11 protein-coding genes are annotated in these 13,529 nt (G+C 47.2%); all 11 read right to left on the bottom strand.

From position 1 onward, the window contains the following. Positions 1-351: 351 nt before the first annotated feature. The gene (locus Q0605_RS09780; RefSeq protein ID WP_297943274.1) at positions 352-918 is read right to left on the bottom strand and encodes a cytidylate kinase-like family protein; all 567 of its coding nucleotides are present in this window, start codon (positions 916-918) and stop codon (positions 352-354) included. 9 nt (positions 919-927) lie between these two features. Next, positions 928-1,620: an LrgB family protein gene (locus tag Q0605_RS09775; protein ID WP_298706594.1), complete on the bottom strand. Its 693-nt coding sequence runs from the start codon at positions 1,618-1,620 to the stop codon at positions 928-930. Next, positions 1,617-2,075 (bottom strand): CidA/LrgA family protein, encoded by a 459-nt coding sequence (locus tag Q0605_RS09770; protein ID WP_298706592.1) that lies wholly within the window; start codon positions 2,073-2,075, stop codon positions 1,617-1,619. The genes Q0605_RS09775 and Q0605_RS09770 overlap by 4 nt, the downstream gene beginning before the upstream one ends. 846 nt (positions 2,076-2,921) lie before the next feature. Beyond that, positions 2,922-3,161: a hypothetical protein gene (locus Q0605_RS09765; protein ID WP_298063035.1), complete on the bottom strand. Its 240-nt coding sequence runs from the start codon at positions 3,159-3,161 to the stop codon at positions 2,922-2,924. A gap of 153 nt (positions 3,162-3,314) precedes the next feature. Then, positions 3,315-4,211, bottom strand: a complete 897-nt coding sequence (locus tag Q0605_RS09760; protein ID WP_298706590.1) for an alpha/beta hydrolase-fold protein — start codon at positions 4,209-4,211, stop codon at positions 3,315-3,317. Then, positions 4,205-6,328, bottom strand: a complete 2,124-nt coding sequence (locus tag Q0605_RS09755; protein ID WP_298706588.1) for a TonB-dependent receptor — start codon at positions 6,326-6,328, stop codon at positions 4,205-4,207. Before Q0605_RS09755 ends, Q0605_RS09760 begins: the two co-directional genes overlap by 7 nt. Positions 6,329-6,946: 618 nt before the next feature. After that, positions 6,947-9,028, bottom strand: a complete 2,082-nt coding sequence (locus tag Q0605_RS09750; protein ID WP_298706586.1) for a TRAP transporter permease — start codon at positions 9,026-9,028, stop codon at positions 6,947-6,949. Between the two features lie 8 nt (positions 9,029-9,036). Beyond that, positions 9,037-9,978: a TAXI family TRAP transporter solute-binding subunit gene (locus Q0605_RS09745; protein ID WP_298706584.1), complete on the bottom strand. Its 942-nt coding sequence runs from the start codon at positions 9,976-9,978 to the stop codon at positions 9,037-9,039. Between the two features lie 233 nt (positions 9,979-10,211). Then, on the bottom strand, positions 10,212-10,910 hold the full coding sequence (gene truA / locus Q0605_RS11430; protein ID WP_363317217.1) for a tRNA pseudouridine(38-40) synthase TruA: 699 nt from the start codon (positions 10,908-10,910) through the stop codon (positions 10,212-10,214). Positions 10,911-11,532: 622 nt separating this feature from the next. Then, complete coding sequence (locus Q0605_RS09735; RefSeq protein WP_298706580.1) at positions 11,533-12,564, bottom strand: LptF/LptG family permease; 1,032 nt, start codon at positions 12,562-12,564, stop codon at positions 11,533-11,535. Next, positions 12,557-13,312: an A24 family peptidase gene (locus Q0605_RS09730; RefSeq protein WP_298706578.1), complete on the bottom strand. Its 756-nt coding sequence runs from the start codon at positions 13,310-13,312 to the stop codon at positions 12,557-12,559. The genes Q0605_RS09735 and Q0605_RS09730 overlap by 8 nt, the downstream gene beginning before the upstream one ends. Positions 13,313-13,529 lie beyond the last annotated feature (217 nt).

Below are 13,529 nucleotides of genomic sequence, written 5' to 3'. Positions count from 1 at the left end.
TTTCGCCGCCGTTTGGTAAATTTTGCTCGCCTGATTTACCTTCGCCGCTTAAATTGAGCGCCAAACGCCGCCGCAAAAACCCGTAAATTTGCTCGCTTGCACCCAGAAATTTGTCGCCGATAACCACAGAAAATTTGCCGCGCACAAGATCGCATCGCTGCTGCCGTCATGTTTCCTAAACCTTAGCATAAAATTTCGCCGTAGCGGTGCCGCAGCGACATAATCTCGTTGCCCCGCAACGATGCCGCGCCGCCCGCAGCGATCCGTGCCAATATAATTTCGTCGCCACCGATAACCTCATCGTCGCAGCAATGTCGCCTCGTTACCGCGTCCGTCGCAAAGTTTCAAATTTTACTTTTTATCGTGGTTTTTAACCAGATACTCGATGATATTTACCGCATTATCGATGCCGCAATACGACGTGTCGATGCAGATATTGTAGTTTGCGGACGCACCCCAGACTTGGTTGGTGTAGTATTGATGAAAGCTCATCCTACCTGCGTCGCTGTTTTCCATATACTCTCGCGCGTCGGTGTGACCCTCTTTTTCCAATCTAGCGAGCTTAAACTCATCGCTCGCGCGTAAAAATACCGTCAGCAGATCCGGATGTCCGCGCAAGAAAAACCCGGCGCAGCGCCCAAGCACTATAACGTTGCCGCCCGAGACGATCTTCTCGTAGATTGCTACAATACGATCGCGCTTCTGCTCATTGGCTAGCTCGTTGTGCGATATTGCCTGAAGTAGCGTATTTACGGGCATTTCGTTGTAGAACTCATACATCTGCTCGAAGCAGCCAAGCTCGTCTGCTTTGCGGAGCAGATCCGCCTTGGCTAGATAGGTGTAGCCTAAGCGTTCGGCTAGTTTGCGCGCGGTTTCGCGCCCGCCTGCGCCCGTTTGTCTAGCGATCGAGATTATCATATTTCCTCCTTAGATGAAATGTGCAAATATACCGGCACCGATGACGGTAAGAAGTCCCGTAACTGCCATTGCTAAAGACGCCATCGCGCCCTCTACGTCACCGATCTCAAGAGCGCGCGCCGTTCCCATCGCATGGCTCGCGCAGCCTAGGGCGATACCTTTTGCCATCGCCTTTTTGATGCCAAAAATTTTAAGTAGCACCTCGCCAAATACGCTACCGATGATGCCCGTAGCGATGATGCAGGCCACCGTTAGTGTCACGATGCCGCCTAAGCTTTCGCTGATACCCATACCGATCGGCGCTGTGACGGATTTCGGTAGTAGCGTGACATACATTGTGTGATTTAGCCCAAATATCACCGACATCGCGTAGATGCTGCCTAGTCCTGCGATCATACCCGAAATCAGTCCTGCGAAAATAGCTAAAAAATTACTTCGCAAAAGCGCCAGCTGCTCGTATAGCGGCACGGCTAGACAGACGGTAATCGGCGTTAAGAAAAAGCTAATGTGCGAGGCGCTGGCGTTAAATTTTTCGTATGGAATTTTAAAGAGTAAAAGTACGCAGACGGTAAGCACGATACCGATTAGAAGCGGATTGAAAATAGTTAGCTTAAAGCGCTTTTTTAGATAAAGTCCCAACTCAAACGAGCCCAGGCACAAAAACACGCCGAAAAAAGCGGAGTTCATTAAAATTTCTCTCATTTTTTGTCGTCTCCGGATAAAATTTCGCGTTCCAGCTTCGCATCCACGCCCTTTGTATTCACGCCGTCTTGTTCGTGCGCGGCTTCGTAAAGCCTACGCTTAACGCGGGCGAGGGCGATTTTATAAAAAATTTGCGTTACCGCGCCGCTTGCACCGATGACTACTACCGTAGAGACTGCCGTAATCGCGATGATTGCGAAAAGATGTTGGCGTAGCGCGTCGCCTGCGATGATGATCGCAGCACCCGCTGGGATGAAGATCACCGGCATAATCTGCATAAAAAACGACACGATTTCTCTGATCTGCGATACTTTGATGAGTTTGAAGATCAGGGCTAAAAGCATAATGACTAGCCCATAGATGCTAGCGGGGATTGGCACAGGCACGAGTGCCGCCAAAATCTCCGCAACAAAAGATATTCCTAAAATCACACTAAATTGGATTAAGTAGTTCAAAGTTTACCTCGGATTAAAATTTAGGGCTAAATTTAGCACTTTGCAGTTAAAATAGATATTAATCTTGCTAGGTTTGGGCGAAATTTTGCGGCAAAATTTAAAATTTTAATCGCAAGCAGGAGCGAGATTTCACTTCTAAAATTTCAAATTTTAATCGCTAATTTGTCGCCGCTTGAGTGAATTTTGATTGGAATTTAAAATTTGGAGCCGCCGATTAAGCTATCTGTGAGCCAGCTGCGTGAATGAAATTTTATACACAATTCTACGCCGAACTCTGCTCCCGACTTCACGGCGCAAAAACACATCGCGCGGAGTAGCCAGGCGCACATTGGGTAGTACGAGTTGTGTGGAAGCTGCGCAAGCTGATGCAATCGTGCGGTAAATTTTAAAATTCCTGCGAGAGAGCGTTTAAATTTGAGTTAAATTTTGGTGGCTAAACAAGCGCGCTTAATTTTAAAGAACGGGCAAGCGAGTGCTTAAATTACGAAGTTCGCGCCGCTCGAGTTTAAATTTCACGATCCGCGTCTCGCGGATATGGGTGCTGTCGCTACTAAATTTTACGGCGCTGTTAAAATTTAATACCGCGTAAGACACGCCGCTAGCAAATTTTGCGACGGGCGCGGTCGTATGAACGACGGCTCGTTTTAGCTGGCTCGAAATCCACGTGTAGCAAATGACAAGTGCGGCGCGAATGCCATGCGCTGCGCATTTTAAAGGCTGGGAGCGGTCGTGGCTCGCAGTACGATCAGCGTCGCAGTGCAAAGCCAAATTAAATAAAATTTCAAAATCTAAATTTGACCGTCGTCGTCCGAGTAAAAAGCGCAGGCAAATCCCATGCGCAAAGCCCTATCCCAGCTCGATTTTAACGCCGAGAGCCTTGCAGACTAGATCAAAAATTTCAATATCGACGTTGGGCGCATATTCGTCCAAGACGGTGTAAACTTCGGCGCGCATATCCTCGTCGTGGCCCGGGTGCGAGCGCGAATACAGCTCGTCCGTGCGCCGCACGAGCGCGAGATTATCAATATCTCGCTCACGCATCGCCTGCTTGAGCCGCTTTGAAATTTGCCATTTGAAACTTTGCATTTTCTATCCTTTAAATTTGCGCGATACTAGCCAAAACGGCTTTAAAATTTAATTTCTTAAATCTGACAACGCGTTTCGGCGCAATCAACGAGCCTGCGCCGCTCGGTCCTACACTTGCAGTTTAGATCAAGGCTTTACCGGCTAAATAGAAGATTATCTTTGCGTAAATAGCGCTAAATCTTGCAAAGCCAATGGGATTACTTCGCCGTGCGAAGCGCCTTCGTAGAGCCTAAACTCGCAAGAAAGCCCCCTTGCTTTTAAAATTTCAGCTAGATCGGCCGCTTTTAAAATTCCTGCTTTATCGGTTTTCCCTTTACGCATTTCACGCGAGCCAGCAACGAGCATTATGAATTTCGCTTTTAAATTTGATCTAAGCTTTCCCTCGTCTAGGGCATCTCTGATCAGCTGTGATTCGCCCCACCACAACGAAGGTGAGGCGATAAAAAACTCGTCGAAAATCCCATCGTCGCGTAGCAAAGCATAAATCCCGAATAGCCCGCCAAAAGAATGTCCGAAGTAAATTTTATCGCTTTTTGCCGTAGAGTATTTTTTCTCCACGAGCGGAAATAGTTCATCTTTTACGAAATCGTAAAATTCTCCCGCGCCGCCGCCGTTTGCATATTCTTCGCCGCTCACCGCGGGCGTTAAATCTCTCGTGCGACGCTTAGTATCATACGCTAGCGGGCTATCGTATCCGATGCCTACTATAAGGACGGTTTTGCTTAATTTCGACACCGCTTTTGCGTTTTGCTTTGCGCCATTCGCATAAATTTTCGCATAGGAGTTTAAAAGTATCGGAAACTGCGCGTTCGCATCAACCATAAAAACTACCCTATCGTAGCGAGCGACATTTTTTTGGCGAGCTATAAAAATTTTATATTTTTCGCCGTTCTTGCTTTTTAGAATAAAATCGCTCACATTAAACATTTCGTGCGCAGCTCCACTTGCCTGCTCAATCTTTTGCGGCGGTTTTGCCCCCAGATCGCAAGCGAATAAGCACACTAAAAAGAACGCGTCAAATACCGCAAGAAAGCTCTTTAGGCTTACCATTTAGCGTTTACCTTAAACCAAAACCTCCTACCCTCCTCGGGATACCAATAGTAATTGCCGTCGTCCGCGAGACCCTCGTCGTATCGGACGTTATCAAAGATATTGTAAGCGGTTAAATTTAGGCTCAGATTATCGTTTAAATCGTATTGTGCGCCCAAATCCGTAGTAAAAAGCTTTTTGTCGTTTTTGCTGACTCTATTGCCCGGACCGAATTGCACGCTTGTAAGCTCGCTTTCGTAATTAAGACCGATAAAGGTAGAAAACGGAGCGATAGGCCTATAACTAAGTGTCGCATGTGCGGCATGCTTCGGAGTAGCGGTCAGGGATTTGCCATCTAGCCTACTAAGATTGGTTTGACTAAATTTAACGGCGCCGTTTGGCGTATAGATCGTAGGATCCCCGGTTTCGATTTCGGAGTGGCTATAGGTGTAGTTCGCTTTGAAATTTAGCTTTTTAGTAATATCGTAATCGCCACTCAGCTCAACGCCGTAAACCTCGGCTCCTTCTATATTAAAATACGTTCCCCAACCAGGACAATTAACGCTCGGTGCGCTGGCGCAGCCTCTGTAAGCGGGAATCCTATTAATATTGCTGCCATCGGCATCTAAAATTTTATCTTTGAAGTCGTTTTTAAATAGCGTGATATTGCCGCGCAGATCGTCTGCATTGTCGTAATAAAGCCCGATCTCGTAGGTCGTGCTTTTCTCGGGCTTTAAATCCTCGTTACCGAAATCTATAATTCTCCAGCCGCCCTGAATCGTGCCTACTTCGGGCGAAATTTGATTGACGTCGGGAGTTTTATACCCGGTCGCGACGCCGCCTTTAAGCGTCCAAACGTCGCTTACGTTCAGTACCGCGTAGGCTCTGGGAGAGAAGTGGTTGCCGAAGTATTCGTTGTGCGTGAGCCTGCCGCCGAGCGTTAAAAATAGCGTATTTTCCAAAATTTCAATCTCGTCCTCTAAAAATCCCGCATGCTCGTTCATAGAAAATCGCTGCGGAGAGCGTAAATTTTGCCTGCTCGCGTTTGAAACGATGAAAGTTGTTCGCACATCTTGCTTGCTAAAATCATAGCCGAAGGTAAGCGTATTTATACCGAGATAAGTCGTAAATTTGGAATTAAAATTTCTATTTTTTACGATTGCGGGAGAAAGGCTATCAAAAATGCTCGTACGGCGAGTCTTATCCCAAAAATAACTTATATCAGCACTTAAGCTCTCGAACTCACCCAAATATCCGACGCCGTGATTTTCTCTTTTATATTTATAGTGATTTAATCCACGCGCGTTGAGATAAACGGCGGTTTTACCAAGGGTCCTTGAATAATCATGATTTTGTCTTCCGGTTTGAAAGTAAAATTTATTATTTTCATCCGGCGTTAGCCAAAGTTTGGCGTTAGAATCCGATTTATCACTCTTCTGATAGCCTCCCTTATAGCCATCCTCGTCGCGTAGCTTTTTATATCCCCACAGCTGAAGTGCCGCATACTGCCCGAAGGGAATATTGACGTAGGCTTCGCCCATCTTGCCGTCTCCGATACCTTCGTGATCTTGGATAGTTGTAGATATAGCAGCGCTTCCGCTAAATTTAGAAAAATTCTTTTTCGTAATGATATTTATCACGCCGCCTACTGCATCGCTCCCGTAAAGCGAGCTCATCGGTCCTCTAATCACCTCGATACGCTCTATCGCTCCTGCGGGCGGGATAAAATTCGAGTTCATATCGCCCGCTCCGCCTTTTGGATTCGCCGCCGCGGAACTTACGCGTTTGCCGTCGATAAGCACAAGGGTTTGAGAACTTTCCATTCCTCTGATGGATATCCCGCTTGCCGGGCCGTCGTCGCCTGCGATAACGCTGACGCCAGGCATTTTATTCGCGATATCGTGCAGCGAAGTGAAGCTGCCGCTTGATATCTCTTTATTATCCAAGGTGGAAATGGTGGCGGGCGCCTGCCTAATATCTTGGCGAAAGCCGCTCGCGCTTACTACGATTTCGCCAAGATTCGTGCTATTTGCGTCACTGCTTAGGAGTGAGCCTTCGACGCCGCATAAAATCGAAACGCTCGCGCATATCGATAATGCGATAAATTTCGCCTTTTTAAAATACATATCTTTTTGCATTTTTGTTCCTCTATTTTGAAATTTAATCTCGGATTATAACTCAAAGCGGATAAATTTAATATTAATTATTAAAGTATTTTTATAGAATTAAATTTGACTAATAATTCCCCATTCCATCGATATTTTTATAAAAATTATTTTAAATAAAGTACAACATATAATCAAGAAATTGCTGTAAATAAGTAAAATTTTATAACGTCCGGCATTAATTATCAAATCGTTTTGAAGAAATTTTGCACAGTTTTGATTTTATCTGCTCTAAGAATCATTTTCGCTTTTGTGGACGTGTATATTTTAAACTATCGAAGGCAGGCAACGCGAAAACGGCTTTGCTCTATTGATTTCACGTATCCTGCGGCTTGCGATAATCATATAGACAAGCATGGATTTAGTACACGATAGTTTTAACACGGTAACTTCGTATGAATAAATTCATCTACTAAGCAGCATAATTACTTCGGCGCAATTTAAAATTTTGAGTAGTTTAGATAGACGGATTTAAATTTAGAACAAAGTCGATTCAAATTTAAAATCCTGGTGCAAGAATAAAAAGCAAGAAGATAAATTTAATAAGATCCCGCAAATTTATCTTAAAATTTAGCGGGATCAAATTTGATTTTACGCCGCAGGTGCGCTATTTTCGGCGTGCGTATTGTCCGAGTCTTTAGGTCTTAAAACCCACTGCTTTGCAAAGATCAGCGCGTAGATCGCAGCGCCGATGCCGTAGCTTACATATTCGCTCGGGATAAACTCGATAAATTTCGCGCAGATATTAGGCACCAGCATTAGCGGCGTTACTAGCAGCAATAGCAGGCGCTCTATCAGGTTACATTTTGTTACGAACCAGCCCTGCAGCGAGGAGCTGAAAGCAAACATACCCACGATCGCCGTGGCAAAAATCAGCACGATTTGCAGTGGATCGCTGATCCAAACGATGCTCTTTGAATCCATCGGATCGCCGATGCTTTGGATCAAAAGCAGCTTGTTGTTGAAGAAAAACGCAAATGGAAGCACCGCGGTACGCAGATCATACACGAAGCCCTGAAGTCCCACGGTTACGGGATTTGCCTTTGCGATGCCCGCCGCAGCGTATGCGGCGATACCCACGGGAGGCGTATCGTCGGCTAAAATTCCAAAATAAAAGACAAAAAGATGCACTGCGATCGCAGGGATTAGAAAGCCGTTTTTATCCGCCAGTATCAAAATCACCGGAGCGATTAGGCTCGAAACGACGATATAATTCGCCGTCGTAGGAAGCCCCATGCCCAAAATAAGGCTCATTATCGCAGTCATCAGAAGTATCAGCACTATGCTATTTCCCGCGACCGCTTCTACGAGCTCTGAAAGAACCTGTCCCAGCCCGGTAAGCGAGATCGAGCCGATTATGATGCCCGCTAGCGCGGTGGCAACGGCTACCGTGACCATATTTTTAGCAGCACCCACCATAGCCCAAAAGATATCGACAAAGCCGACGATAAAATCGGACTTGCCAACCTTTTCGCCAAATATCGTTTTTTTAGCGGGCTCTTGGACGATCATTATCAAAAACAGCACACAGATCGAGTTAAACGCCGCAGAGATCGCGCTTTCTTTTAGAATCAATAGAGTGAAAAGAAGCACCAAAATCGGTATTATGTAATGAATGCCACTAAATATAATTTTTAGCTTTGAAACCTTGGCGTAATCGCGGCTGCCGTGAAGCCCTAACTTGCAGCTTTCCAGATGCACGATGAAAAATAGCCCCGCGTAGCAGACGAAGGCTGGGATCACCGCCGCGATCATTACGTTGGTGTAACTCATACCTAAAAATTCCGCGATGATAAACGCCGCAGCGCCCATGATAGGCGGCATAAGCTGCCCGTTTACGCCCGCAGCGACCTCGATAGCGCCCGCCTTAGTGGCGGTAAGCCCTGCCTTTTTCATTAGCGGGATCGTAAAGGTGCCCACTGTCACGACGTTTGCGGTTGAGCTGCCGCTTACCATGCCGGTTAGTCCGCTAGCGATTACGCTAGCCTTGGCGGGTCCTCCGCAGAAGCGACCTAAAATCGCAAACGCTACGTTTATAAAATACTGCCCCGCTCCGGCTCGCTCCAAAAGCGCGCCAAATAGCACGAACAGATAGATGAAGCTGGTGCTGACCCCTACCGGCACGCCAAATACGCCCTCTGTAGTTAAAAACATATGCCCTGCAAGCAGTTCAAAGCTTGCGCCTCGATGCGCGATAATGTCGGGCATATAAGGGCCGAAGTAGCAATACAGAAGAAAGGTAAAAGCGATAATGCCAAGCGCTGGTCCCATCATACGGCGACCTGCTTCAAAGAGTATGAAAATTCCGATAAAGGCCGCTACGATATCTCTGGTTAGATAATTTCCCGGACGCTGCGCTAGCTCGTTAAATTCTATCGCAGGATACAAGATCGCGGCGACTCCAACGATTAATAAAATATAATCGTAAAACGGGATATAAAAATGCGCCTTAGAGCGCGGACGAAACGGAAAAAGCGAAAAAATTATAAAAATGGCGAACGCCAAGTGGATTGAGCGCGCGATATTCGTATTTAGCGTAAAATACGCGATGTAAAGCTGAAAGACCGACCACGCGAAGCAGACCAGCGTCACGAGCCAGAAGAGCTTTTTAGAGGTAAATTCTCTACTTTTTACCTCTAAAACCTGCTCATCTTTTTGTGTAGATTTCTCCATCAACTAGCCTATTTCAGCAGCCCGGCTTCTTTATATACCGCCTCTGCCGCAGGATGAAGCGGTGCACTAAGCCCCTCTAAAAGAGATTCTTTGCTTACCAAATTTAGCGCAGGGTGTAGCTTTTTATACTCGTCGAAATTATCAAGTATCGCCTTAACTACCGCTCTAACCGCCTCGTCGCTTTGGCTAGCGTCGGTTACGAGTACGGCCTTTACGCCGATAGTCTGCGTATCGTGATCTACGCCGTCATACATCTTCGCAGGGATCACGCCTTTAGCGAAATATGGATATTTCTCCATAATTTTTTTGATATGCTCATCGTCGATGCCGACTAAGTCGATAGGAAGCGAGGTTGCCGCATCGGTGATATTTGCGGTCGGATGTCCTACGACGTAGAAGTATCCGTCGATCTTCTTATCTTTTAGCGCCATAGGGCATTCTTGCGCCGTTAAAACGCCGTGCTGGGCGAGCTTTTTAAGATCAAAGTCGTAGTTTTCAAAAACTATTGTGCTGGTTAGCTCGTTGCCGCTGCCCGGGTTTCCGATATTGATCTTTTTACCCGTAGCGTCGCCGTAGGCTTTGATGCCGCTCTCCTTAGAGACGACGAAAGCCAAAAGCTCCGGATAGATCGAAATTACGGAGCGTAAATTTTTATCCGCCGCGCCTTGGAATTTGCCCGTACCGTTGTATTTATCATAGACGACATCGCTTTGAACGAAGCCGAAATTTAGCTCTTTTTTAAGCACGTTATTGACGTTATACGTCGAGCCGCCCGTCGATTGCACGGAGCATTTCATATTTTTATCCATATTTACCAAGCGGCAAATCGCGCCACCTACCGGATAATAGGTGCCGGTCATACCGCCGGTGCCGATATTGATGAACTCCTTAGCGCCCGAAACGCTAGCTAGTAAGGCCAAACCGGCCAAAGCAACAGAAAATTTTTTCATCTTTGCTCCTTTTTGAGTTAAAAGTTTAAAAGTATTGCTAAATTTCTATAAAATTCTAATAAAAACAGATCGAATTTCGCGCAAATTTACGATTTTACACATCGCGGCACAGGTGATCTAATATGAGAGTAGGGCGGTGATCTGCTCTGATATGCGGAATTTTACCGCGATAAAATTCTAAGCTTGAAATCCAAACGTCTGGAGATAAAATTTAACGCTATAAATTTCAAGTCTTAATAACTCACGCCGCTAAGATACAGCCCGTTCGGCGGAAAGGGGATTCTGCTAAGCGCTCGCGAGAATCTGATCTTGCGCCCGCTCTGCACGGATTTTAGGGCGTTTGCGACCATCAGCCGCACCTGCGCTCGCAAAAATCCGTTGGCTTTAAAATTTATCAAGGTTAAATTTCTAAAAGAATAGGCGCGCGCGACGTAGAGCTCGCGCACAGGGCTTTTTATGTCGCTGCCGCTTTTCATAAACTCGCTAAAATCGTGCTCGCCGATAAAATTTGCAAGCGCAGCATTGAGCGCGGCAAGATCCACGCGCGGATAAAACACGCAAAAATCGCTAAGAAAGGGGCTGGGGCGTCCATGGTTTAAAACGTAGCGATAGCAGCGCGCCACGGCGTCGTAACGCGGATGAAAATCGCGCGGCACCGGGCTGATGTGACGTACAAAAATATAGGGCGCGCAGTGGCGGTTGATAAGCTCTTTTAGACGCGGCAGCTCCCAGTGCACGGTGCATTCGACGCAGCTTACCTGGCGCAGCGCGTGCACCCCTTTATCGGTGCGCGAGCTGCTGATGAGCGGCGCAAAGATTCCTACTCGCCCCAAAGCCGCGCGCAGCACGTCCTCGACGCCGCGCCCGTGAGGCTGAGACTGCGAGCCGCTAAATTTCGAGCCGTCGTAGGAATAGACAAGCTTGAGCTTCACGCGCTCGGAGTTTACGCTCGCTGCGAAGGGGCATGCATCTGCGGGAGTATTTGGCAGGGCGCTTATTTTGCCGATATGCGCAAGTTTGCTCGCTGCGAAGTCGCTTGCGGGCGCGCTCTTGAGAATATTTTTGAGTTTGGACGCGCTTGCGAAGGTATTTGCGGAAACGCCCGCTTTCCAGGCGGTATCTGCTTTGAGAGAGTTTGCGATGCGGGCGTCTGCGTGCACGGTCGTGTAAATTTCCTCTGCACTTGCCGCGCAAATATCCAAAGCGGCGGTATCGGCGGAATTTTTGCGGGCGGAATTTAAATTTGCTACACGCGCGGTCTCTTTGGCGCAAACGGCGTCCGAATTTCGCCTGACGCTTTCGTGATTCAAACCGCAATCGGGCGCAGTATAGGTAGCCGTATTGCTCGCCGAGCTTGCGAGAGCGGAATTTTTAAAATTTGAAACCCCGTCGTTTAAGATCAAAGCTTGCTCGCAATTTTGGGCTTCATGCTTTAAATTTACGCCACGCAAAATTTTAGACGCACTAGCCTTGCTTGCCGAAATTTTATTCGTTAAATTTCGAGCGGACGAGCTTTTGTTTAAAATTTCGCCGCCGCAAAGCTCGGAGCTTTTTTCAGTACCTCGGGGCAATTTTGATCCTGTAGTAAAGTAGCGATGCGATAAGCGTAACGCCGAATGTCACGGGAAGCGCGATGCTCGGGTATTTAGAGAGTAGCATGATCATCGCAAAGTAGCTAAAAAGCACGCCGAAGATCCCCGCGTAAACGAAGCCCTTTTCGTAGCGATAGGTCACGATACCGAGGCTTAGCGCAAACAGAAAGCTCGCCAGCGGAAAGAGCGAGACGAGGGTGTAGATGCTAAATTCTTTCCTGCGCTTCTCGCTGCCGCTCATATCGCTCCAGTATCCGATCACGCCGCCTCCACCGCGGATATTGCGGTCGCTTTGCGTGCGCAGGGTTAGGCTTTCAAACTCGCTTACGTGCCACTGCTCGCCGCCCATCGTGTAAATTTTGCCGTCGTGCAGCATCGCAGAAAAGCTCGCGTTTTCGTTTTTAAACTCGCCGCTGCGCGCTACGATCATCCGCTCGTGATCCTGCGAGCCACCTGGATTATACAGCACCAGATCCTTATACAGCGTGCTTGAGCCGTTGTTTTCCTGCGAATCGATAAAAACCAGCCAGTCGGAAAATTTCTGCCCGAATTCGTTGGATTTGATATTTAGCGTCGCGCTGATCTTTTTGTAATCGATGAAATTGTCCTTTAAATTTTCGGCTATCGGCATCATAAAAAGCGATACGAAAAGTAGCGCCAAGGAGCACAGCGCGGCGCTTATGCCGAAAAATAGCGCGATCTTGCGTGTGGCGTAGCCGATGGTAAAAATGACGATAGTTTCGTTCTCTTTAGATAGCCTAAAAAGGGAGATGCTAAGCGCTACGAAAAACGCGATCGGCACCGTAAATATGAGTATGCGCGGTAGCATGAAAAGATAGAGCTTTACTAGCTCTGAAAAATTTATCTCGATAAACGACGTAATGCGCGCGATCTGAAGGAAAAATACGATCGACATTATGATAAAAAGCGTGCTGAAAAGCGACGCGAACGAGCTTACGAAATTGCTAAATAAATAACGCTGCACCCTATCCATAAATGACGTCCAAGAGCCTTAAAATTTGATCTCTAAAAATAAAAGTAAGAAGCAGCCCCATCGATAAAAACGGCACAAACGGCAGCTCGTAGCCCTTTTTGTGCGCGATGAGATACACAGGCAGCGTCAAAATCGCGCCGATGTAGATCGAGATGCCGCCCAGCTTCCATCCTAAAATCGCCCCCATAACGCCCGCGATAAAAATATCCGCACTGCCCATCGCTTCGCGCTTTAGCACGAAAGTAACGATGAGGCGCAGCACGAAAAATATCGCCGCGTATCCCGCCGCGGCGCCCACGCCGCTAAGATCAAAATCATACATCAGCGTATAAGCAAGCGAAAGCGCCGTAACTACGTAAAGAAGGCTCTCCGGTACGGCTTTGTATTCAAAATCGATCGCCGAAAGCGCCATAAGCAGGATGAAGCAAAGCCCGAGCACTGCGGCTTTTGCAAGATCGGGCTCGCCGAAATACGCTGCAAGCGCAAGCGCGCCGCCTAAAAGCTCGACGATCGGGTAGCGAATCGAAATTTTGGTTTTGCAAAAGGCGCATTTGCCGCCCAAAAAGAGCCACGAAAGCAGCGGGATGTTGTGATAAAATTTTAAAGCGTGAGAGCATTTGGGGCAGTGCGAAGCGGGGAAATTTACGCTCTGTCCGCGCGGCAGACGGTAGATCAGGACGTTGCAAAACGAGCCCACGCAGGTGCCGAATACCGCAAAAATCACGCCGTAAACGATATTTAAATCCATCTTTTTCCTTTGGAGCTTTAACTTTTTAAAATTTAATCAAACGCTCTATGGTAGCGAGAAATTTCTTAGTTTTCATTGATTTTTTGCCTCTCGTAAGGGAAAAATTTTACGAAAATCGCCGCTGCGCCTACGCAAAATAAAATGGCTATGAGCCCTGCGATTAGCGGCTTGTCGTATAACCCATATAATCCGCTAAAATTAAAAATCCCGCCACCAG

The sequence above is a fragment of the uncultured Campylobacter sp. genome (assembly GCF_938017705.1).
In the GTDB taxonomy this organism is placed as follows: Bacteria; Campylobacterota; Campylobacteria; order Campylobacterales; family Campylobacteraceae; genus Campylobacter_B.
The sequence above is the reverse complement of the archived record's forward strand: the minus strand, read 5'-3'. Positions and strand labels throughout refer to the sequence as shown.